This is a genomic window from Janthinobacterium sp. (assembly GCF_031995485.1).
Classification (GTDB): Bacteria; Pseudomonadota; Gammaproteobacteria; order Burkholderiales; family Burkholderiaceae_D; genus Janthinobacterium.
The window spans coordinates 39,511-62,761 of sequence record NZ_DAMAGB010000042.1; the positions used below are offsets into that span (position 1 = coordinate 39,511).

The following is a 23,251-nucleotide window of genomic DNA, read 5'->3' on the forward strand; positions in this document are numbered from 1 at the left end:
GATGCGATATACTGGGGCGTCACAAACAAGCGAGTTCGGCGAAAAATGGTCATTTGTCCAGAGCCACCTGGAGGCCATCGCCCGAGTCATCGTTCTGCCTTCACCTGCTACGCACTGTCACCATGCACCTTCTCGCCGCAGCCCTGTTTGCCTTACTCACATTATCGTCCCCGTCTGCTCATGCCGTGCCCGGTTCGCCTTGCATCGGCGATGACTTTCTCATGCATCAAGATACCCTCAAGACTGCCAAGGTGACCTTGCCTGTGCTTGAGCACTTCTGCTACCGAGACAGTAGCGGCGACTATGTGGTGTACCTGACCGAAAGCGGTGACCGTCGCTACGATGGCGAGGCTTTGTCGAGCAAAATCGGCGCATACTTGTTCAAGATAAATGCCGGGCCGACTCTGGCGCTCAAGGGTACGGTCAACGATGGCGCGCTGGAGGGGATGGCCGGCGTGCGCTGGTGGCCCAAGCTGGCCGAGTTGAGCGATATCGACGGCGATGGCCTGGTCGATCCGGTCCTGGTCTACCGCTTCTACGCGAGCGAGAATGGCAAAATGCTGAACGATCCTTATGAAGGCGGGCTGAAGATGATCGTTTTTCACCGTGATGCCAAGGCCGCCATCAGGGCAATCACGGGCGACCTCGACTTGCAACGCTCGACCACTGCGAGCGCGCCCTACTTCAAATTGCCGCCCGTTCTGCAAAAACACCTGGTACGCAAGATGAAGCGGATGTATGAAGAAAATCAGTTTGGATTCGACAACAGCCACGCCTTCAAGCCGCAGAAGTAACCCGGCCGCACACCAACTTGCGGCAATGGCGCTTCAGCAAAGTTCGTGCAACGAGCGGCCGAGGCCTCCAGACACAGCGCGTGTATTTGCGACTGTGATACGACGTGTGAACAGGGTCGATAGTTGCCGTGGACACTGAAGCCGGAAGCAGCCATGGCGACCTTTGTGGCATCCTGCCGAGGCACCGTCGGGACTGGCTTTGGCCATCGATCGGGCGAGGTGGCGGGCACGTAGGCATGTCGGTGGGCATGCCAGAATCATGTGGATTTTTGATAATGTTGCTCAGCGTGTTGCGGGGCTAATTGAAGACAGGTCAGCATGCCATTCTCATCGGGATATATCGCTTTTCTCCTTGTTTGTCTTTCGCCGTGCGCGCTTGCGCAGCAGCCTCCTGCAGAGCTGGCGCGCAAAGTTTCCGCTGAATTGGACCGGTGTACCAAAGCACTCAAGTGCGAACTCCATGCGTGCGCCAGCAATGGCGGCCTGAAGTCTTGCTATGGCCGCTCCAATATCCTTTGGGATCAAGCGATCACGCAGCTCGAAGCAAGGCTCGACAAAAAGGACGGCTGGTGCGCCACGTACTGGGCGCAATTGAAGGATGCCCAAGCCAAGTTTGCGGAGCAAGCCAGCCAGGTGAAGTCGCTCGGGGACGGCCCGTACAATACGGATGACGATCTTGCTTTGCTCATGTATCAACAGCAGTATGAACTCGCGTATTCGGTGGCGAAGAACAGCGCGTGCAAATGAAATTTATTAAGCGGCCTTTATCGCACGCGCCTGCACGGCTGGCCGCGTATCGGTGCGCGTGGGTCAGGAAACTGTTTGGTCTGTCGGCAGAGGTGGTGAACCGGGCACCATAGTTCGGTGTCCGTTGTGGGAGCTGCCATTCAGCGATAAGCCATGCCAAAGCCGCCAGCCCACGCTCTCCGGGCCAAGCAGGTCTGAAAAATGTCGAGGGCCGCTGTTTTTTCAAGTGTCACACTAATAGCAAAAATTAAACAAGCCACACGCCATTTCCCACATTTCTTTCAGTAATTCCCCTCCCCTGCGCTAGAATCTGCCTTCGCCTGGCCACCCATGAGGCGGCCGCGATGACAAAACCACTATAAAAACGCACGGGAGTGACAGTGAGCTTATTGAGAACCAAGAATCTGGATGACATGATTGCCCACAGCAAGAAGCCGGGCGGGCTGGCCAAAGTGCTGGGGCCGTTCGACCTGGTGCTGATGGGTATCGGCGCCATCGTCGGCACCGGTATCTTCGTGCTGACCGGCACCGGCGCGCTGACGGCGGGGCCTGCCCTGTCGCTGTCGTTCGTGATCGCGGCGGTGGCCTGCTGCTTTGCCGCGCTGTGCTATGCGGAGTTCGCCTCGACCGTGCCGGTGGCCGGTTCCATCTATACCTATACCTACGCCACCATGGGCGAGCTGGCGGCCTGGATGATAGGCTGGGATTTGCTGCTCGAATACGGGCTGGCGGCCGCCGCCGTCTGCGTCGGCTGGTCCGGCTATTTCCAGTCGCTCATCGCCGGCTTCGGCATCGTGCTGCCGGTCGAGCTGACGGCCGCGCCCGGTGCGCTGCCGGGCGTGTCCACCTGGATCAACCTGCCGGCGCTGGTGATCATGCTGCTGTTGACGGCCATGCTGGGCTGGGGCGTGCGCGAATCGGCGCGCCTGAACAACATCATGGTGGCCATCAAGATCGGCGTGGTGCTGCTGTTTATCATCTTCGGCGCGCGCCATGTGCAGCCGGCCAACTGGCAGCCCTATATGCCTTTCGGCATGAACGGCGTGATGAGCGCGGCAGCGCTGGTGTTCTTTGCCTTTATCGGCTTTGACGCCGTCACCTCGGCCGCCGAGGAAGTCAAGAAGCCGTCGCGCGACCTGCCGATCGGCATTATCGGTTCCTTGGCCGTGTGCGCCGTGCTGTACGTGGTGGTCTCCGCCATCATGACCGGCATCGTGCCGTACCAGAAATTCCTCGGCGTCGACCACCCGGTGTCGCTGGCGCTGCAATATGCGGGCGAAAACTGGATCGCGGGCTTTGTCGACCTGGGTGCGATCCTCGGCATGACCACCGTGATCCTGGTGATGGCGTTTGGCCAGACGCGCATCATTTTCGCCATGTCGCGCGACGGCCTGCTGCCGGCCCGCCTGTCGACCGTGCATCCACGTTTCCAGACGCCGTTCTTTGCCACCTGGCTGGTCGGCATCGTGTTCGGCCTGATCGCTGCCGTGATTCCGCTCAATATCCTGGCGGAACTGATCAATATCGGCACACTGGCCGCGTTTACGCTGGTGGCGATTGCCGTGGTGGTGCTGCGCAAGAAGCGCCCTGACCTGCCGCGCGCCTTCCGCTGCCCGGGCGTGCCGGTGATACCGGCGCTGGCCGTGATCTTCTGCGTGGCCCTGATGAGCTACCTGAGCCTGGTGACCTGGATCGCCTTCGGCATCTGGCTGGTGATCGGCCTGGCGATCTACTTCGGCTACGCCCGCAAGCGCTCGCTGCTGCATCCGAAAACCTGACCCTGCTTTACCGCTGCGGCGTACGCGACAGCCCTTGTCGCGCGCCGCAGTTATGATGGCACTCTTGTTATTAGCAGAGAGTTTTGCCATGCACCCCGCTCCCGTCCTGATCGAACAGCTGGAACAGAACGCCGACCAGCTCAAGCGCGCGCGCCTGCGCACCATGCAGTGGGTCGCCGTCGGCCTGCTGGTCGCCGCCGCCCTGCTGTTTGCGCTGGCCCGCTCGCAGCGTGGCGGCCACCCGGCCTGGGGCTACCTGGAAGCGTTTTCCGAAGCCTCGATGGTCGGGGCGATTGCCGACTGGTTTGCCGTGGTGGCGCTGTTCCGCCATCCGCTGGGCATTCCGATCTGGCATACGGCGATTATCCCGAACAGCAAGGACGGCATCGGCCAGAGCCTGGGCGCGTTCGTGGAAAACCATTTCATTACCGAACAGGGCATTGCCGAACGCATTGCCCAGGCCGACCCGGCCAGCTTGCTGGGGGCCTGGCTGCGCGATCCGCGCCACGCACAGCAACTGGGAGACTCGGCGGCCGGCGTGGCGAAGCAGCTGCTGTCCATGCTCGACCAGCAACAGATGCGCGAACTGCTGCGCAGCAAGGCCACGCATTACCTGGGCGAATTGAACCTGTCGAGCGTGGCGGCCGACTGCATCGATGCGCTGATCGCCGACGGCAAGCCGCAGGAGCTGCTCGACTTCGTGCTCGACAAGGGCGCCGACTACCTGGCCGACGAAAGCCACCATGCCGCCATCGGCGACTTCGCGCTGAACGCCTTCCATATCGAAAACAAGCTGATCAAGGCAGGCCTGGTGCTGTACGAGGCGCGCATGATACGCTCGCTGCAGGAATTCCTGGTGGCCGTGCGCGCCGATCCGCAGCACCCGATGCGCGCGCGCCTGTCCGGCTGGATCGCCGACAGCGCGCTGCACCTGAAAAGCGATGCGCACTGGCAGGACACGGTCAAGCGCTACCAGCTGCAGGCGCTGGCCAGCGACAAGGTGCAAGCGATGCTGGGCGAAGTCTGGGACAGCATCAGCGAACGCCTGCTGGCAGACCTGAACAGCGAACGGCCGGCGCTGGCGCGCACCATCGCCCGTATGGCCGGCAATACGGGCCAGGTGCTGGCCAGCGACGACAAGGCCAGGGCCTGGCTGAACGACACCATCGTCGCCGGCACCAGTTCCCTGGTGCGCCGCTACCGGGGCGAAGTGGGCGACTTTATCGAAAGCCGCCTGGCGCTGTGGAGCAAGGAGGAGATGAGCACCCGCATCGAGCTGGCGATCGGCCGCGACCTGCAGTTCATCCGCATCAATGGCACCGTGGTGGGCGGGCTGGCCGGATTGCTGATTTACGCCGTTACGCAGGCGTTCTGAGGGCGGACTGCCAGGTCAGGCAGCTCGGCCGGTCCTGGTCCACGCTACAGCCACCCTTCGCGCTTGAGCCGCCGGTGCAGGAAATAACAGCCCGCCACGATCGCCACCATCACGGCCGGATAGCTGCCGCGCCATTTCAGCTCGGGCATGAATTCGAAGTTCATGCCGTACAGGCTGAACACCATGGTGGGCACGGCAAGGATGCCGGCCCACGCGGCCAGGCGCTTGACGACTTCGTTCTGGCGGATCGAGATCTGGCCCAGCGCCACCTGCATGGCGGCGTTGACCATTTCGCGCATCTGGTTGGCGGTGTGCGTGACCCGTTTGACGTGATCGAGAATGTCGCGGTAATAGATGCGGTTTTCCTTCGGCACGATATCGCCGTGGAAGCGGATCAGCTGGGTGCAGATTTCATGCAGCGGATTGACCGCCGCATCGAGTTTCAGCAGTTCGGTTTTCAGCTGGTAGAAATCCTGCAGCTTGTCTTCGTTCAGGCTGGGCTTGAACAGCTGGCTTTCGTATTGCTGGAATTTGGTTTGCAGCATGTCGATACAGGGCTGGTACTGGTCGACGATAAAGTCGATGATGGAATACAGCACATAGCCGGGTCCGCTGGCCAGCTTCTCCGGCACGGTCTCCTTGCGTTCGCGCAGCTTGGCGTAGCCGGCCGATGGGCCGTGCCGCACCGTGATAATGAAGCGGCAGCCGAGAAACACGTGGGTCTCGCCATACACGATGGCCTCGCCGTCCAGGCTGGCCGTATGCATCACCATGAACAGCGTGTCGCCGTATTCTTCCAGCTTGGGCCGCTCGTGCGCCCCTTCCGCATCCTCGACCGCCAGTTCATGCAGGCCGAAGGCCGACTGCAGCGCGCGCATGGCGGCGCTGTCGGGGCCGGCCAGGCCGATCCAGACAAAACAGTCGGGGTCGCCGAGGAACTCGCCCACCTTGTCGATGTCGAAGTGCGCCATTTTTTTGCCGTGGCGATAGGCTTCGCAGTTGACGACGGCGGCGTGGGTACTGAGGTCCATGCGATAAGTTCCAAAAATAAAATATGCAGTGCAGCATAGCGCAAACAGAATTGACACTCTGTTAAGCATTGCACAACCGATTGATGCCTGCAGGCATAGTATGAGGCAAACTGACCAAAAGGAACGCTCCGTGCCACGATTGCCCGCCCCCGATGAACGCCGCCAGATCCTGCTGGACCGGCGCGATGAAAAAATGGCGCGCTCACCCCACGCTTATGTGCGCGGCAATACCGCGCAATACTATGAATGGCTGCAGGCGCAGCCCGGGCACAGCCTGCCGGAAGGCCCGCCGATCTGGATCTGCGGCGACTGCCATATGGGCAACCTGGGACCGCTGGCCAGTGCCGACGGCAGCGTGCAGCTGCAGATCCGCGACTTCGACCAGAGCGTCATCGGCAATCCCGCGCACGACCTGGTGCGCCTGGCCCTGTCGCTGGCGGTGGCCGCGCGCGGCTCCTCGTTGCCGGGGGTGGTAACGGCCAGCATGCTGCAGCATATGCTCAAGGGCTATGCGTTTGCCTTCCTGCCGCAGGAATTGCAGGGTAGCCTGCCCCGTCCTGCCGCCGTCAGCACCGCCTTGCGCGGCGCCGAGCAGCGTTCGTGGAAGGAACTGGCGGAAGAACGCTTCCTGGAAACACGGCCCATCATTCCCATGGGCCGCAACTTCTGGCCGATTTCAAAAAAAGAGAGAAAAGCCATCAGGGAGCTGTGCGAGTCGTCCGCCCTGCGTTCGCTGGTGACGCGGCTGAAGTCGCGCGGCAAGAAGGTCAAGCTGGAAGTGATCGACGCCGCGTATTGGGTCAAGGGCTGCAGTTCGCTGGGCTTTTTGCGCTACGCGGTGCTGCTGGGCATCGGCGACGGCGAATACTGCCTGATCGATATCAAGGAGGCGGTGCAGGCGACGTCCGTGCGCTATGCCGACGCCAGCATGCCGCGCGATAACGCCAAGCGCGTGGTGACGGGCGCGCGCCATCTGTCGCCGGCGCTGGGCGAGCGCACCATGCCGCAGCGCTTTCTGGGGCGCGGCATTTTCGTGCGCGAACTGCTGCCGCAGGATCTGAAACTGGAAATCGACGAACTGAGCGTGGAAGACGCGGCCAGCACGGCCAGCTACCTGGCGTATGTGGTGGGCTGCGCGCATGCGCGGCAGATGGACTGGTCCACCGGCGTGCACTGGGTGCGGCAACTGCAGGAGGGCCGCGAAGGCGGCAGCGCCATCCCGTCATGGCTGTGGAACAGCGTGCTGCAGCTGATCGCCCGCCACGAAACGGGCTACCTGGAGCACTGCCGCAACTATGCGCTGCGGCAGCAATCTCACTGACAGATCAGTAGCGGTAGTTCAGGCTCAGCTTCACTTGGCGCGGATCGCCATGCCTGGCGCGAAACGCCCACCACACGCTCGCCCGGCGGCCCGTCAAGGCATTGAAAGTCCTGCCGCAGGACATGCAGGCTGGCCTGGCTGCCTGCTCGATCAGGGCCAGGCCGGGCAGGCGCTGCCGCTGCGTGATGAACAGTGCTGATGGCCAGGGAACGCTCCATGCAGCACTGCAGCCAACGGCCACTACGGCATAAAGTCCGTCTCGCCTACATCGAACCTTTCGGTCACCCACTTCTGCCTACTGATATAATACTTACCAATATGTAATATTGTGAACTGCGCCCCCAGGCTCCCGACATCGTCCGTGCAACGCAAGCCCAGCCCATGAGCGCCCTCTTCGACCACGAGATCATCGAACCGCTGCACAGCAGTGCGCGTTCATTGGTCCAGCGCGCCAGGGCATCGGACGGCAGCGGCTTGATCGTCAAGGTGCCGAATCAGCAGTTTCCTTCGTTTCAGCAATTGGCTCAGTTCAAGCGCGAGTATGCGATTGCGCGCCTGTGCCGCCATCCTGGCGTGATCCATCCGCTGGCGCTGCAGCTGCACGGCGGGCGCTGGACCATGCTGCAGGAGGATATTGGCGGCCAGGCGCTCGACCGGCTGCTGCGCGCGCAGCTGGCCAAGCGCCAGGCGCCGTCACAGCCCGCGCTGGCGCTGGACGACTTTTTCGACATCGCGCTGCAACTGTGCGCGGCGCTCGAAGCGGTACACCGCCAGGGCGTCATCCACAAGGACATCAACCCGTCCAACCTGGTATGGAATGCGCAGCAGCGCCTGCTGCAGCTGATCGATTTTGGCATCGCCTGCGAACTGCCCTACGAAAACCACGACGGCATCAGCCTGCGGGATCTGGAGGGCACGCTGCACTATATGGCGCCGGAACAGACCGGGCGCATGAACCGGCGCATCGATTACCGTGCGGACTACTACGCGCTGGGCGCCACCTTTTACGAATTGCTGACCGGCCAGACGCCGTTTGCCGCGCGCGACGAGATCGAACTGGTGCATTGCCATATTGCCCGCAGTCCGGACTGGTCGCATCCGGTCCTGCCGGACCTGCCCGGCCAGTTGCTGGCGATTATCCGGCGGCTGCTGGAAAAAAACGCCGACCAGCGCTACCAGAGCCTGCAAGGCCTGCAGCGCGATCTCGAAGCATGCCGGGCGCCCCAGCCGGCGCAGGCAGCGGGCTTGTCCAACCACAGTGCACGCCTGCTGGTGCCGCAAACGCTGCATGGCCGCGAAGATGCCATCGCGCTGCTGCTGGCGGCATTCGGGCGCAGCGCGGCGGGCGCAAGCGAGATGCTGCTGGTGGCCGGCCATTCAGGGATCGGCAAGTCGGCGGTCGTAAACGAAGTGCAGAAATCGATCATCGCCCGGCGCGGCTGTTTCCTGTCCGGCAAGTTCGACCAGCTGCAGCGCGACATGCCGTATGCCTCGCTGATCCAGGCCTTCCAGGCGCTGGTGCGCCAGCTGCTGGGCCAGCCCGAAGCAACGCTGCGGCAGTGGGCGGGCAAATTGCACGATGCCTTGGGCGACGGTCTGGCCGTCATCGTCGACCTGGTACCGCAGCTGGCACTGATCACCGGTCCCGCCGAAGCGGCGTCCTCTGCTTCACTGGCGCCGGAACAGGCACAGCACCGCCTGGACCGCCTGTTTCCCCGCTTCGTCGAAGTCTTCGCCACTGCCGAACATCCGCTGGTGCTGTTTCTTGACGACCTGCAATGGGCCGATGCGGCCACGCTGCGGATGATCGAACGGCTCATGCTTGCCTGCGACAAGTGCTGCCTGCTGTTTATCGGCGCCTATCGCGACAATGAAGTGGGCGCCATGCATCCGCTCGCCCTGCTGCGCGACAAGCTGCTGGCGCGCGATGTGCGCCTCGCCACGCTGGTGCTGCAGGCCCTGAGCGAGCCGCAGGTAGCGCAGATGGTGTCGGCCACGGTGCGCGTGGCAGGCCACGACTGCGCGCCATTGACCAGCGTCTGCCATGCGAAAACGGCCGGCAATCCGTTTTTCCTGAACCAGTTCCTCGAGTCGCTCAACCAAAACGGCCACCTGCGCTACCGGGCGGCGGGCGATTGCTGGGACTGGGACCTGCGGGCGATAGAACAGGCCTGCTACACCGACAACGTGGTCGAGGTACTGCTGGAGAAAATCCGCCGCCTGCCGGAGACAACCCGGCAGCTGCTGCAACTGGCGGCGTCATGCGGCAACCGCTACACGCTGGCCACGCTGGCGCTGGCGGTGGAGCGCACACCCGGTCAGACGCAGCGGGACCTGTGGCCGGCGCTGCATGCGGGACTGATACTGCCGCTCGACGAACGCTACAAGTACCTCGATGGCGAAGAGGATGCTGGCCACAACGGCGTCAGCTACCAGTTCCTGCACGACCGCGTTCAACAGGCCGCGTATCTGCTCGCCGACGATGCGGCGCGCATGGAAAACCATCTGCTGCTCGGCAGGCTGCTGCTGCGGCAGACGGCAGACGAACACCAGGATGGCGCACTGTTTGACATCGTCGAGCAGCTCAACGCCGGCCGTGTGCTGGTCACCGATCCCGGCGAGCGCCTGCAGCTGGCGGCGCTGAATCTGCGGGCGGGCGTCAAGGCACGCCGTTGCGCCGCGTTCCAGGCCACGCTGCAGCACATGCAGATCGGTCTCGGCCTGCTGCCGGACGATGCATGGCAGCTCCACGCCGGCCTGTGGCTGGACCTGCAGCTGGGCGCGGCCGAAGCGGCCTACCTGTGCGGCCACTTCGAGGAGGCCGAGGCGATCTATCCGCTGGTGCGCGCGCGCGTGCTGGCGCCGCTGTGCCAGGTGCGCTGCATCGCCATCCAGTCGCACCAGTATCAGCTGCAGGGCCGCCTGCCGGAAGCGATCGCCGTGCAGCGCGATGCCCTGGCGCAGCTGGGCATGCAGATTCCTCACGAGGTAGCGCAACTGAAAACACGCTTCGAGGCCACCGTTGCCGATATCGGGCGCCTGTCTGGCGCACGGACGCCCGGCACGTTGCTGGCGGCCGGCGACATGGCGGGGCAAGCCGACCTGGCGGCGATGAAAATGATGCACGGCATGTGGATGGCCGCCTACTACGCCGGCCAGCAGGATTTGAGCGCCCTGATGGTGGTGTCGATGACCCGCCTGTCCATGGAACGCGGCAACAGCGATTTCAGCGCCGTGGCGTATGTCGCGTATGCGATGCTGCTAGCGCAGCACAGCGGCGACGCCGCGCGCGGCCACGACTTCGGCGCCATGGCGCTGCAGCTTGCCAAACGCCGCGCCGATCTGCAGACCCGCACGCAGACGGCCCTGATGTTCGCCGCGCTGGTCAACCACTGGACGCGGCCCCTGCGCAGCTCCGACGCGCTGTACGAAGAGGCATTCGGCTGGGCGCTGGAAATCGCCGATTTCGTGCAGGTCGGCGTGGTGGCGGCCGTGCGCGCGACCGAGCGCATCATCCTCGGCGACTACCTGCCACAACTGCTGCACGATACCGAACACGACCTGGCGCTGATGCGCGCCAACGGCCAGCAGGCGATGGCCGATTGCTGCGCCGCCGGCGCCATCCAGCCGATCAAATGCCTGATGGGACTGTCCGCCGGTCACGACAGCTATGACGATGCGGCATTCAGCGAAGCGCGTTTCCTGGAACAGTATGGCGACTCGGTGCTGTACCGCGCCTACCTGCTGCAGGGACGGCTGCGCAACGCCTGGCTGTTCGACACCGCCGGCGCCGAGGCGCTGGCCGCCCGGCTCGACCTCATTACCCGCATCATGCGCGGCCAGGCCAAGGTGGTCGAGTCCAGCTTTTATGCCGCGCTGGTCTGGATACGCGCCCTGCGCCGCGCCCCTGCCCGCGCCGATGCGCACGACATCCTGAACGTGATCACGGCGCTGCAGGAGCAACTCGCGCAGTGGGCCAGCCAGGGCTCGGACCATGGCGGCATCAAGCATCAGCTGGTGATGGCCGAGCTGGCACGCTTTCGCCACGACCTGCCGCAGGCGACGCGCCTGTACCAGGAGGCGATCGACGCCGCCGCGCTGGCCGGCTACGTCAACCTGCAGGCACTGGGCAATGAGCTGTGCGGCGAATGCTGGCGCGACCAGGGCCAGGCGCGCGTGGCGGCGGTTTTCATCAGGGACGCCCTCGCTCATTACGGCCAGTGGGGCGCGCAAGGCAAGGTGGCGCAACTGCAGGCGCGTCATGCCACGCTGCTGTCGAGGGAGGAAGCGCGCGCAGCGACATTGCATGCAGGCTCCCGCACGCGCGACTCGCGCACGCACAACGGCACCGCGCTCGACATGGTGTCGCTGCTGAAAGCGGCGCAGATCCTGTCGAACGAAGTGGGCCTGCGCAAGGTGCTCGCCCGCCTGATTGCCATCGTCTGCGAAAATGCCGGTGCGCAGGTGGCGCGCCTGCTGCTGTTGTCCGATGGCGCCTGGCACCTGGAAGCCGACATCGAGGGCGAGGCCATCACCGTGCTGCAAGCGCGCCGGCTCGACCTCGATGCCGCCAGCGACCCGCAGTTTCCGCTGTCGCTGCTGCGCTATGTCATCCGCACGGGCATGGAAGTGATCGAAGACAAGGTGATCGAAGACAGCCTGCCGGGCGCCGCGCGCTTTGCCGGCGACCCGTACGTGCAATCGCAGCGGCCGCGCGCCGTGATGTGCCTGCCGATCCGGCACGCCGGCAGCATCGATGGCGTCCTGTACTTCGAGAACCGGCTGGCCGAAGCCTCGTTTACCGAAGAACGCGTGGCCTTTTTGCGCATGCTGGGCGCCCAGGCGATGATTTCGATCTCCAGCGCCCGCCTGCACGACAGCCTGGAACAGCGCGTTGCCGAGCGCACCGGACAGCTGGAGGACGCCAACCGCAAGCTGGCCGCCCTGTCGATTACCGATGGCCTGACCGGCCTGGCGAACCGGCGCCATTTCGACGAGGTATTGCGCGCCGAATGCACGCGCTCCAGGCGCGCCGGCCAGAGCCTGGCCGTGATGATGCTCGATGTCGATTACTTCAAGCGCTACAACGACCGCTACGGCCATCAGGCCGGCGACGCCTGCCTGATCCGTGTCGCGCAGGCGCTGGCCGGCTGCCTGCGGCGCGCCAGCGACCTGGTGGCGCGCTACGGCGGCGAAGAATTTTCGCTGGTGCTGCCGAACACCGGCGCGGACGAGGCGCGCCAGCTTGGCGAAGCCTTGCGATGCGCGATCGCCGGGCTGCATATCGCACATGCCGGCGCCGATGCGCAGCAAGTCACCATCAGCATCGGCATCGCCATCGAGCCGGCAGCCGGCGCCGCCGATCCGGATACGCTGCTGCGCCTGGCCGATGCCGCGCTGTACCAGGCCAAGGATGCGGGACGCAATTGCGTGGTGGTCATGCATCCTGCGCCCGGCTGATTCAAAGCACAGCACCGGCTATTGTTATTGGCTGACGCGGTACAATCTGCCGTGCATGCCAAAAATAAACTGAACTGGCGCCGGCCGCTGTTCTTTGCCCTGCTGCCCATCTTCTTCATCATGGTCGGTCCGGGTTTTCCCTTGCCGGCTGGACCGCCGCCGATCAGGCAAGGCCAGGAGCAGTCGGCGCCAGCGCGCAACCAGAAAAAAGCAGCTGCGCGATATCCTGCATGCTGGCGATGGCACGGACAAGCAGGATGCACCGGAATCGAAATCCATCGCGAGGAGCGGCGCGCACCGCAAATGTCAACTCCATGAGTACAAGATGATATCGCTGAAATTTCTTCTCGCATTACTGCTGGCCATGCTGGCAGGGTTCGCTCCGGCAAGCAGCGACCCAGGCACTGCCAGCATCGCCTGGGCCAACAAATCGGAATTGCTTACCTATCGCTCTTGCGGCTGTGCCGACAGTTGCTGGGTTGCCGAATTGCGCGAACGCGCATCAAAACGACTGAAGGCGCGTCTGCGCTGCGATTGCGCCACGCTGTTTGCGCGCTACCCGGCGAACGCCAGCGAACGAGAACTGCCAGGCAGCTGTGCTGCCATCAATGACAGCGATGGCAAGATGGCCGCGATTGCACAAACCATGAAGCGAATGGTGGCAAGGCAGATACCGTGACTTCCTTTACCTTGTGACAATTGCATAGTTTCGGCAAAGTATTTATCGATACCATGGCCTCCAGCATTCACCTCAACCTGGAGTCTTCAATGTCGGTCATCAAGCTGCTCCCCGCCTGCCTCGCCCTTCTGCTCAGTACATCCGCCATCGGCGGACCGGCCTATCAGCCTTTCCCGAATGGCTACGGGTATCTTGAACCGGCAGAAACGCGCGCGCTGCAGGCGGCGGTGAACAAAGGCGACAGCGCCGTCACGCGCGAACACGGCTGGCGCTTGTGGGCCGGCATCATGCAGCCGGCTGCCGGCCTGGAATGGCCAGTCTGGTACACCTGGCCCAATACGAGCGAGGCATTTGCCGACAAACCATCGCTCAAGGGCACCGCCAGCAGCGACGCCGCAGCGCCGGCCCAGCCCGGGCGCCGCATGGGCCGCCTGGGCGCCAGTACCTTGCCGCCAGTGAACCTGGCAAATACGCCGGCCTATCCGGTTCCGCAACAGGTGATCGAGGCGTATCCCGGCGCCATCGTGCGCAGCACGGAAGGAGGCAAGACCAGCGTCAGCATCCGCGACGGCGTCCATTTCGCCTTCAACGGCGATATCATGATCGCCACTGAATCGCTGAGCAGGGAAGCGCTGGATTTTATCCGCGACCCGAAACAGCCGGTCTACCGGAAAAGCACGCTGGACGCCCTCTACAGCAAGAACGATCCCGCCAAGCGCGTGCATAACCTGAATGCGCCGGCCAGCTATGTCGTGACCAAGCACATGTACTGGCCCGTCAAGGCCAATGGACTGACCGCCTTGCCGGTGTGGCATAACGACTACGACACCCGATACACCGATTACGCGGGCTACGAAAAGTGGAATACCGTGGTTGCCATCGATCCCAGCGGCCGGCAAGTCAACCATATCGCGAAAGTGAGCTACCTGCACGGCATATACCGGCACGATGGCGTGACACCCTGGCCGACGATGACCAAAGTGGGCCGGGTGCATGGCCTGCAGGACTTCTACCACCACAAGGTCAGCCAGGCCGACTGGGACAGTTTCGACGAGGCCGACAAAGCCATCATCAACGCCGCCAGCTACTGGCTGAGCGGCCAGCCGTTCGGCGCCGGCGATTACCTGGTCACAGTGGCCATGCACATCAATACCAAGGAAATTCCCAGCTGGGCACTGCAGAGCGTATGGTGGTCGGATTTGCCAGAGAGCATGCCGTATGCGGCCAACCGTCCCGCCAACCTGCAAGCCAGGGGCCCCTGGAAACATTATCTGCTGACGGAAGCGTATGGCATACCGGAAAAAAACAATCCGGCACGGCTGCCCGTCGCCACCAATCCGTATATTGAACTGGTCACGCATCCGGTCGGCACCAGCTGCTATACCTGCCACGCGAATGCCGGCTGGCCCAGCAGCAACAAGGCGCTGACGCCGGGCGTTGCCAGCTATCAGAACCCGCAGTGCCCGGACCTGCGCGCCGCGCTCAATCCCCAAAGCAGCTGCCTGGCGCCATTGACGCTGACCGATTTCCAATGGATTATTTCGGATCGGGCCGTTGGCAACTGAGCTGATCGCTGGCAGTAGGATGCAACTGCGGGCGGCACGAGCATGTCGCTCGTGCCGCCCGCAGCATGTCCATCAACCTTGCCGCGAATTACATTACGCCACAGCCGGCAACTTTGTCAGCAGTTTGTCGAGCGTAATCGGATACTCGCGCACCCGCGCACCGGTCGCGTTGTAGATGGCGTTGGCCAGCGCCGCCGCCACGCCGCAGATGCCCAGTTCCCCTACCCCCTTGGCCTTCATCGGCGACGACATCGGATCGGTTTCTTCGAGGAAGATCACTTCCTGGTGCGGAATGTCGGCATGCACCGGCACTTCGTAGCCGGCCAGGTCGTGGTTGACAAAGAAGCCGGCACGCTGGTCGATCACCAGTTCTTCCATCAGCGCCGCGCCCACGCCCATGGTCATGGCGCCGATCACCTGGCTGCGGGCCGACTTGGGGTTCAGGATGCGGCCGGCCGCGCAGACGGCCAGCATGCGGCGCACGCGTACTTCGCCCGTGTAGCTGTCCACGCCCACTTCGACAAAGTGCGCGCCGAAGGTCGACTGCTGGAATTTCTTGTCCAAGTCGCCGTATTCCATATGGTCTTCGGCCACGATCTCGCCGCCCTTGGCCGCCTGCGCGAGCGGCACGTTGCGGTCGCCCGAGCTGACCTGGCCGTCGGAAAAGCGCACGTCGTTCGGATCCATTTCCAGCTTGGCGGCAATCGCCTGGCGCAGCTTGACGCAGGCGGCGTAGACGCCGGCGGTCGAACTGTTGCCGCCCCACTGCCCGCCCGAACCGGCCGAGACGGGATAATCGGAGTCGCCCAGTTTGACCACAATCTTGTCGAGTTCTACGCCCAGCATTTCGGCGGCCGTCTGCGCAATGATGGTGTAGCTGCCGGTGCCGATATCGGTCATGTCGGTTTCCACCGTGACGATGCCGTCCGTGCCCAGGCGCACGCGGGCGGCCGACTTCATCACCATATTGTTGCGGAAGGCGGCGGCCACGCCCATGCCGACCAGCCAGCGGCCGTCGCGCTTGGTGCCCGGCATGGCGCTGCGATCCTTCCAGCCAAATTCCACCGCGCCGGTGCGCATGCAGTCGATCAGGCGACGCTGCGAGAACGGCCGGCTCGGCTTTTCAGGGTCGACCTTGGTGTCGTTCAGGATGCGGAAGGCGATTGGGTCCATCTTGAGTTTCTCCGCCATCTCGTCCATCGCAATTTCCAGCGCCATCAGGCCCGGCGCTTCGCCTGGCGCGCGCATGGCATTGCCTTCAGGCAAATCCAGCACGGCCAGGCGCATCGCCGTCATGCGGTTCGCGCCCGCGTACAGCAGACGCGTCTGCATCACGGCCGTTTCCGGCTTGCCGCCTTCCAGGTCGCCCGACCACGATTCATGGCCGATGGCCGTGATCTTGCCGGCGCGCGTGGCGCCGATGCGCAGGCGCTGGATGGTGGCCGGCCGGTGCGTGGTGTTGTTCATCATTTGCGGACGCGCCAGCGCCACTTTCACGGGACGCTGCGCGGCGCGCGCGCCGAGCGCGGCCAGCACGGCCTCGGCGCGCACGAACAGCTTGCCGCCGAAACCGCCGCCGATATACGGCGAAACGATGCGTACCTTGTCTTTCGGGATGCCGAGATTCAGCGCCACGTCGCCCTTGCCCCAGGCAATCATCTGGTTCGAGGTCCAGACCGTCAGCTGGTCGCCCTTCCACGCGGCGATCGAAGCGTGCGGCTCCATCATCGCGTGCGACTGGTCGGGGGTAGTGTACATGGCGTCCACGCGCACGGGCGCGGCGGCAAAGGCGCCGGCAAAGTCGCCCACTTTGGTGTCGGGCTTTTCGTCCTTCGGCTTGGTGGCCGTGCTTTTGGCGGCGGCCAGGTCGTACTTGCCCTTCTGTTCGGCGTATTTCACCTCGATCAGCCTGGTAGCGGCGCGCGCCTGCTCGAACGTTTCGGCCACCACCAACGCAATGGCCTGGTGGTAATGCTGGATCTCGGGGCCGCCCAGCAGCTTGGCGGTATTCATCTTGCCCTTGCCCAGCTTGCCGGCGTTTTCCGCCGTGACGACGGCCAGCACGCCCGGCGCGCGCTGCGCGGCGGAAATATCCATCGACACGATGCGGCCCTTGGCGATGCCGGCGCCCAGCACATGGCCGTAAGCGGCATTCGGCGCCGCTTCATGCTGCTCGTAGGCGTACGGCGCGGTACCGGTGGTTTTCAAAGGACCATCGATGCGGTCGGTGGCGCGGCCGATATAGCGCAGCTTGTCGATGGGGTTGGTGGTGGCGGGAGTGGTAAATTTCATGATCAGGCTTTCTGCGGGGTCGCCCGCGCTTGATTCTGTACGCCGTTCAGCACGCCAGCCAGGGTGCGCTGCACCAGGGTGGCCTTGAAGGCATTGTCTTCGGTCGGTTTCGCGCCCTTGAGCAGCTGCTGCGCGACGGCAGCCGCGCCCTGCGCCATGGCCTGGTCCGCCTGCGGCACGCGCCACGGTTGCGGCGCGACGCCGCCCAGGGCCACGCGGCCCGAACCGTCCGGCATCACGATGGCGGCCACCGACACCAGCGCAAACGCATACGAGGCGCGGTCGCGCACCTTGGTGTAAACATGCGTGCCGCCCAGCGGCTTCGGCAAGGTCACGGAAGTGATCAGCTCACCGGGCTGCAGCACGGTTTCGATATGCGGCGTATTGCCGGGCAGGCGGTAAAAATCGGCAATCGGTATCGTGCGCGTGGCGCCGTCCGGACGCACCGTTTCGATGCCGGCGTCGAGCAGGCGCATGGCCACCGCCATGTCCGACGGATGGGTGGCGATGCAGGCGTCGCTGCCGCCGACGATGGCCAGCTGGCGGCTGAAGCCGGCGATGGCCGGGCAGCCGCTGCCGGGCTGGCGCTTGTTGCAGGGCTGGTTGGTGTCGTAGAAATACGGGCAGCGCGTGCGCTGCAGCAGGTTGCCGGCCGTGGTCGCCTTGTTGCGCAACTGGGCCGAGGCGCCGGCCAGCAGCGCGCGCGACAGCACGCCGTAGTGGCGGCGCACGTTTTCATCGGCCGCCAGCGCCGTGTTGCGCACCAGCGCGCCGATGCGCAGGCCGCCGTCGGCGGTGGCGCTGATCTGGTCCAGGCCAAGGCCGTTGACGTCGATCAGGTGCGGCGGCGCCTCGATCTCGAGTTTCATCAGGTCGAGCAGATTGGTGCCGCCGGCGATGAATTTGGCGCCCGGCGTGCGCAGCGAAGCGCTGGCCGCTTCGGCCGGCGTGGTGGCGCGCTGATAGCTGAAGACCTTCATGCTGGCCTCCCTGCGACATCAGTAATCGCGTCGACAATATTCGAGTAGGCGCCACAGCGGCAGATATTGCCGCTCATGCGCTCGCGCAACTCCTCGGGCGTGACTTCCGGCTTGGCGTTCAGGTCGGCGCTGACATGGCTGGGGATGCCGCGGCGGATTTCGCCCAGCGCCGCCACCGCCGAACAGATCTGCCCGGGGGTACAGTAGCCGCATTGATAGCCGTCATGCGCGACAAAGGCCGCCTGCATCGGATGCAGTTTTTCCGGCGTGCCAAGGCCTTCGATGGTGGTGATTTTCGAGCCCTCGTGCATGACTGCCAGGCTCAGGCAGGAATTGATGCGCTGGCCGTCGACGATCACGGTGCAGGCGCCGCACTGGCCGTGGTCGCAGCCTTTCTTGGTGCCCGTCAGGTGCAGATGCTCGCGCAAGGCATCGAGCAAGGTGGTGCGGGTATCGACTTCCAGCGCATGCGCCTTGCCGTTGATCTCGAAGTGCACGCCGGCCATCACCGGTGGCGCGGAAGGAACGCTGGCTGCGCCAGCCGTTGCATTGGCCGCTTGCGCCGCTGCCATGCCGGGCATGGCCGCCGCAGTGGCCGACAAGGCCCCCGCAATCAGGACATCACGCCGGCCCGTATTAATCTCGCTTATCTTGTTGTTGACCTTGTCCATTCCTTGCGTCCTCCTGGCTGGGTTTTACCGATTATTCTGGCTGGGGCAGGCGCATGCCGGCCCAAGGTCTATCCTACGTTCTGCCAGCCCAAACGTCTGTACGCGAACGTACACTTGACTGTATCTCGGCCATTTGGGCTACACTGGGCGCACCTTCTTTTTCAGCGCCGTCCATGATCGAAAAGAATCTTCCTGAACTCGTCATGCTGAAGCGGCTGATCGATGAAGGCGGCCGCCATCTGGAGGTGGCCGCGCCGTGCAGCATCGCCATCGACGGCCGCGACTTTCCCGTGTACACCATTGCGCTCGGCAACCCCGGCCCCGACGTGCCGGTGCTCGGTTTTTTCGGCGGCATCCATGGACTGGAGCGGATCGGCACGCAAGTCATCCTCGCCTTTTTGCAAAGCATCCTGGCGCGCCTGCAATGGGACAGCACCTTGCACCAGCAGCTCGAATCGATGCGGCTGGTGTTCATGCCCTTGATTAATCCGGGCGGCATGTGGCAGGGCACGCGCAGCAACCCGCAGGGCATCGATCTGATGCGCAATGCGCCGCTGTCGGCCAGCGAGCCGGTGCCCTTCCTGCTGGGCGGCCATCGCCATAGCCCCCATCTGCCGTGGTACCGCGGCGCCGAAGGCGCGCCGATGCAGGCCGAGAGCCAGGCCGTGTGCGACCTGGTCCGACGCGAGCTGCTGTCGCGCCAGTTCAGCATGGCGCTCGACTGCCATTCCGGTTTTGGCCTGCGCGACCGCATCTGGTTTCCGCATGCGCATACGGCCACGCCGATTGCGCACCTGGCCGATATCGGCGCGCTGGAAGAGCTGTTCAGCCGCACCTATCCGCACCATAACTATGTGTTCGAACCGCAAAGCCGCCAATACCGCACCCATGGCGACCTGTGGGATTATCTGTACCTGAACGGCACGCGCGACAGCGAACGCGTGTTCCTGCCGCTGACGCTGGAGATGGGTTCCTGGCTGTGGGTGAAGAAAAACCCGCGCCAGCTGTTCAACCGCGCCGGCATCTTCAATCCAACCGCCGCGCACCGGCTGCAGCGCGTATTGCGCGGCCACCTGGTGTGGTTCGACTTTTTGATGCGCGCCACCAACAGCCACGGCCGCTGGCTGCCGGAAGGGCTGGCGCGCAAGGCGCAACGGCGGCGCGCGCTGGCGCAATGGTACGAATCTTGAGCGAGACGTGGATCCTGCTGCGCGGCCTGATGCGCGAACAGCGGCACTGGGGCACTTTTCCCGCCACGCTGGCCGCCGCCCTGCCCGGCACCAACATCGTGACGCCCGACCTGCCCGGCAATGGCCAGCGCCACCGACTGGACAGCGCCACCCGCGTGGCCGGCATGGTCGAGTTTTGCCGCCAGGACCTGCTGGCGCGCAGCCTGGCGCCGCCGTACCGCCTGCTGGCGCTATCGCTGGGCGGCATGGTGGCGGTCGAGTGGGCCAGCTTGTACCCGCATGAAATTGCCTCGTGCGTGCTGATCAATACCAGCATGCGGCCCTACAGCCCGTTTTATCGCCGGCTGCGCTGGCAGAATTATCCGGCCCTGCTGCGCCAGCTGCTGTTCGGCAATCACGCCGGCCAGGAAGCGCTGATTTTACGGCTGACCAGCCGCAGGCACGGCGCGGGCCACCCCGCGCTGGCCGCGCAATGGCTGCAGTACCAGCGGCAATATCCGGTCAGCCGGCGCAATGTATTGAGACAACTGCTGTCGGCGGCCCGCTTTCGCGCACCAGCCGTCAAGCCTGCCGTGCCGATGCTGATATTGGCCGGCGCGCAAGACCGGCTGGTCGACCCGGGCTGCTCGCGCAGTCTGGCGCACGCATGGCAATCGGAATTCCGGCTGCATGACGAGGCCGGCCATGATTTGCCGCTGGACCAGCCGGAATGGGTGGCGCACACAGTGGCGCACTGGCTGCGTGCAGCGGATCGGCAAAGCTGACTGTCAGGCCGTCGCAGCGCCCCGGGCCGTGTGGTGGACCGAAAATGCGCGCGCGGCAATCAGCACCGGCATCAGGTCGCGGCCCAGTGGCGACAAGCGGTATTCGACGCGCAGCGGTTTTTCATTGAAATCGATGCGTGCGATCAGCAGATCGGCCATCAGCTCGCGCAGCTGCTGGGTCAGTACCTTTTGCGAGATGCCGGGCAGGTCCCGCTTCATCTGCAGCGTGCGCATCGCGTCGTCCGCATACAAACGGAACAGGATAGGCAGCTTCCAGCGGCCCTGGATCATGCGGATCACCCGGCTGACGTGTGCAACCGCGCCGTCCGGGCCGAGGCAGCTTGCCCGCTGCTCGGGTGATATATCGGTGGGCACAAAAAGGTGCGTACTTGTCATGTTCATCGCCCCACTCTAGCATGCCCTTTCCTCACACCGAAACGAAGGCGGCAGAATGGACTTGCAACTGGACGGAAAAAAGGTACTGGTCACCGGTAGCAGCAAGGGAATCGGCGCCGGCATTGCCAGCAAATTCGCGCTCGAAGGGGCCATCGTCATCGTGCATGGCCGTGACCGCATGCAGGCAGACGAGGTGGCCCATGCCATTGCCGGGCAAGGTGGCCGTGCCCACGTCGTGCTGGGCGACCTGACCGACGACCATGCCGTGGAAAACCTGCTCGACGATGCAACCCGGCAGGCCGGCACGATCGATATCCTGATCAACAATGCCGGCGGCTCCAGCGCCGTCAAGGAAGACTGGACCGCAACGCGGCCGGCAACCTGGGCCGCGACGTATGACCGCAATGTGCTTGCCGCGCTGCGCGTCACCAGCCGCCTGCTGCCCACCATGCGCCAGGCGCGATGGGGCCGCATCATCAACATCTCCAGCCTGGCGGCCACCATGCCGCCAGCAGGTGGCCCGGACTACGCCGCGTGCAAGGCGGCGATCAATGCCATGACCGCGTCGCTCGCCAAGGCAGTCGCTGCCGAGGGCATTACCGTGAACGCTATCTCGCCGGGCACCATCCACAGCGCCACGCTGGACCGCAAGTTCCGTGCAGCCGCGCTCGAGCATGGCCTGGAGGCGGACGCGCCATGGGCAATGATCGAACGCACCGTGCTGCCGCTGTTTGCTCAGGTGCCGGTGGGACGCGTCGGGCAGGTCGACGACATCGCGAACGCGGCTGCTTTCCTTGCCAGCCCGCTGGCCGCCTATATTACCGGCAGCAATCTGCGTGTCGATGGCGGCATGTCGCCAGGTTTGGGCAACAAAAGTGCGGTAACACGGCGCAAGGATGTTACTTCCATGCGATACGTCTTGTAACATTTCTTACGGGAACGTCTTATCTGTTAGGACGGAATCACGGTGTAATGGATTCACCACATCGCAACCGTGTTTTCAAGGAGAATAAAAATGAAATCGAAATTGATCGTATCAGCCCTTATTGCACTGAGTATCGCCGCCAGCGGCAGCGCCCTGGCCCAGCGTGGCAATGACAATCACGACCGCAACGATCGCAACGACCGCAATGAGCACGGCCAGCAACACGATAACGACGGCCGCCATGACGATGCGCGCAAATTCAGGCGCGATGACTCGCGCGGCGGCGGTCCGCGCCACGACCTGCGCCGCGGCCAGCGCCTGAGCCAGGAATACCGCGACAACCGCTATGTCGTCAACGACTGGAAGGCGCGCCACCTGAACGCGCCGCCACGCGGCCAGCATTGGGTGCGCGCCGGCAATGATTATGTGCTGGCCGCAATCGCCACCGGCGTGATTACGCAGATCCTGCTGTCGAATTAATATAGTTGCTCGCATGAAGAAAAACCGCGCCTCGACAGAGAGCGCGGTTTTTTTGCTTGGCGGCTGCAAGTCCAGCCATCTCGCCTCCCTTTCCCTGGCATTTTTCCGCAGCCATTGACCATCTCCATTCTCCTCGACGCCGCTCATCACGGTGGACAAGCTGTGTATTTCAATTACGTTTATGGCTGAACGCAGGAGCCAAATAACAGTGCGCTATCGGAATTGGCCGCCATGGCCAATGCTCGTCAATTCAAATCACGGAGTGGGCAATGAAGGCTTTCAGCCTGTGCGCGTCGGCCCTGGTCATGCTGCTGCCGGCACATGCATCTGCCGGCGAGTGCGAACCTAATGCGCTGGCAAAAAATACGCCGGAATGCATGGCGAGGATCAGGCATGGAGAGGCCGCTACATGAAGATTCTCGAAGCCGAGCAGCGGGGGAGAGCATCGACCTGAAGGAAAAAGACCAGCTTGAAACGCGCATGTCGGATACGGATGCCGCCAACCAGCGAACACTGGCCCAATTGCCGAGCCGTTGTGGGTGGCCGGGAGCTTTGGACAAGAAACGCGCCGCCTTCTCCGCCTTCCTGATTATCCAGCATGCGCCGCTGGACTATCAGCCAAATATTTGGCTATGTCACCATCAAATGTGGAAAGCTTCCCATGGTGGCTTTGAGCAAGCTTTGTGGCGAGATGATTCTCCCGGCGTCAAGGATCCAGCGCCACCCCAGGTAATTCGGCAGATAGCGCGTCGCCACGCCATGAAACGCGCTCAGCCATCCGCGCAGGCGGCTGTGATAGGCAT

Annotated in this window: 17 protein-coding genes and 1 pseudogene; 12 read left to right on the forward strand and 6 right to left on the reverse strand. The window is 63.8% G+C overall.

Going from position 1 to position 23,251, the window contains the following annotated elements; translation table 11 throughout:
- Window positions 1-221: 221 nt before the first annotated feature.
- From RTQ46_RS20565 to RTQ46_RS20580, 4 genes are all read left to right on the forward strand, one after another.
- The gene (locus RTQ46_RS20565) at window positions 222-794 is read left to right on the forward strand and encodes a hypothetical protein (RefSeq protein WP_312439449.1); all 573 of its coding nucleotides are present in this window, start codon (window positions 222-224) and stop codon (window positions 792-794) included.
- 318 nt (window positions 795-1,112) lie between these two features.
- The gene (locus tag RTQ46_RS20570) at window positions 1,113-1,541 is read left to right on the forward strand and encodes a hypothetical protein (protein WP_312439450.1); all 429 of its coding nucleotides are present in this window, start codon (window positions 1,113-1,115) and stop codon (window positions 1,539-1,541) included.
- A gap of 380 nt (window positions 1,542-1,921) precedes the next feature.
- Entirely contained in the window at window positions 1,922-3,319 is a 1,398-nt protein-coding gene (locus RTQ46_RS20575) for an amino acid permease (RefSeq protein ID WP_312439451.1), read from the forward strand.
- 88 nt (window positions 3,320-3,407) lie between these two features.
- On the forward strand, window positions 3,408-4,694 hold the full coding sequence (locus tag RTQ46_RS20580) for a DUF445 domain-containing protein (RefSeq protein ID WP_312439452.1): 1,287 nt from the start codon (window positions 3,408-3,410) through the stop codon (window positions 4,692-4,694).
- Window positions 4,695-4,738: 44 nt separating this feature from the next.
- On the opposite strand, the gene RTQ46_RS20585 is transcribed toward RTQ46_RS20580, so the two are convergent.
- Window positions 4,739-5,725, reverse strand: a complete 987-nt coding sequence (locus RTQ46_RS20585) for a magnesium and cobalt transport protein CorA (RefSeq protein ID WP_312439453.1) — start codon at window positions 5,723-5,725, stop codon at window positions 4,739-4,741.
- A 130-nt stretch (window positions 5,726-5,855) separates the two neighbouring features.
- On the opposite strand from RTQ46_RS20585, the gene RTQ46_RS20590 reads away from it, so the two are divergent.
- From RTQ46_RS20590 to RTQ46_RS20605, 4 genes are all read left to right on the forward strand, one after another.
- Entirely contained in the window at window positions 5,856-7,046 is a 1,191-nt protein-coding gene (locus RTQ46_RS20590; protein ID WP_312439454.1) for a DUF2252 family protein, read from the forward strand.
- A 381-nt stretch (window positions 7,047-7,427) separates the two neighbouring features.
- Window positions 7,428-12,506: a diguanylate cyclase domain-containing protein gene (locus tag RTQ46_RS20595; protein ID WP_312439455.1), complete on the forward strand. Its 5,079-nt coding sequence runs from the start codon at window positions 7,428-7,430 to the stop codon at window positions 12,504-12,506.
- A 325-nt stretch (window positions 12,507-12,831) separates the two neighbouring features.
- Window positions 12,832-13,185, forward strand: a complete 354-nt coding sequence (locus RTQ46_RS20600; protein ID WP_312439456.1) for a hypothetical protein — start codon at window positions 12,832-12,834, stop codon at window positions 13,183-13,185.
- 89 nt (window positions 13,186-13,274) lie between these two features.
- A complete protein-coding gene (locus RTQ46_RS20605) occupies window positions 13,275-14,750 on the forward strand; it encodes a hypothetical protein (RefSeq protein ID WP_312439457.1) in 1,476 nt (491 codons plus the stop codon).
- A 93-nt stretch (window positions 14,751-14,843) separates the two neighbouring features.
- Here the strand turns inward: RTQ46_RS20605 and paoC are convergent, their stop codons facing one another.
- Genes paoC through paoA form a run of 3 tightly spaced genes read right to left on the reverse strand, consistent with a single transcriptional unit; the run spans window position 14,844 to window position 18,693 of the window.
- Window positions 14,844-17,042, reverse strand: a complete 2,199-nt coding sequence (gene paoC, locus RTQ46_RS20610) for an aldehyde oxidoreductase molybdenum-binding subunit PaoC (RefSeq protein ID WP_312439458.1) — start codon at window positions 17,040-17,042, stop codon at window positions 14,844-14,846.
- A 2-nt stretch (window positions 17,043-17,044) separates the two neighbouring features.
- On the reverse strand, window positions 17,045-18,022 hold the full coding sequence (locus RTQ46_RS20615; RefSeq protein ID WP_312439459.1) for a xanthine dehydrogenase family protein subunit M: 978 nt from the start codon (window positions 18,020-18,022) through the stop codon (window positions 17,045-17,047).
- A complete protein-coding gene (gene paoA, locus RTQ46_RS20620; protein ID WP_312439460.1) occupies window positions 18,019-18,693 on the reverse strand; it encodes an aldehyde dehydrogenase iron-sulfur subunit PaoA in 675 nt (224 codons plus the stop codon). The genes RTQ46_RS20615 and paoA overlap by 4 nt, the downstream gene beginning before the upstream one ends.
- Window positions 18,694-18,866: 173 nt before the next feature.
- Here paoA and RTQ46_RS20625 point away from each other — a divergent pair, with 173 nt between their 5' ends.
- The gene (locus RTQ46_RS20625; RefSeq protein WP_312439461.1) at window positions 18,867-19,883 is read left to right on the forward strand and encodes a M14 family zinc carboxypeptidase; all 1,017 of its coding nucleotides are present in this window, start codon (window positions 18,867-18,869) and stop codon (window positions 19,881-19,883) included.
- Window positions 19,880-20,647, forward strand: coding sequence for an alpha/beta fold hydrolase (locus RTQ46_RS20630; protein WP_409518357.1), 768 nt, complete (start codon window positions 19,880-19,882; stop codon window positions 20,645-20,647). Before RTQ46_RS20625 ends, RTQ46_RS20630 begins: the two co-directional genes overlap by 4 nt.
- A gap of 3 nt (window positions 20,648-20,650) precedes the next feature.
- Here RTQ46_RS20630 and RTQ46_RS20635 read toward each other — a convergent pair whose 3' ends face one another.
- Window positions 20,651-21,043, reverse strand: coding sequence for a helix-turn-helix domain-containing protein (locus tag RTQ46_RS20635; RefSeq protein ID WP_312439462.1), 393 nt, complete (start codon window positions 21,041-21,043; stop codon window positions 20,651-20,653).
- Window positions 21,044-21,098: 55 nt separating this feature from the next.
- On the opposite strand from RTQ46_RS20635, the gene RTQ46_RS20640 reads away from it, so the two are divergent.
- Window positions 21,099-21,968, forward strand: coding sequence for an SDR family NAD(P)-dependent oxidoreductase (locus RTQ46_RS20640; protein WP_312439463.1), 870 nt, complete (start codon window positions 21,099-21,101; stop codon window positions 21,966-21,968).
- A gap of 90 nt (window positions 21,969-22,058) precedes the next feature.
- The gene (locus RTQ46_RS20645) at window positions 22,059-22,448 is read left to right on the forward strand and encodes an RcnB family protein (protein ID WP_312439464.1); all 390 of its coding nucleotides are present in this window, start codon (window positions 22,059-22,061) and stop codon (window positions 22,446-22,448) included.
- Window positions 22,449-23,078: 630 nt separating this feature from the next.
- Here the strand turns inward: RTQ46_RS20645 and RTQ46_RS20650 are convergent.
- A pseudogene (locus RTQ46_RS20650) lies at window positions 23,079-23,251 on the reverse strand (IS1595 family transposase); the annotation flags it as partial.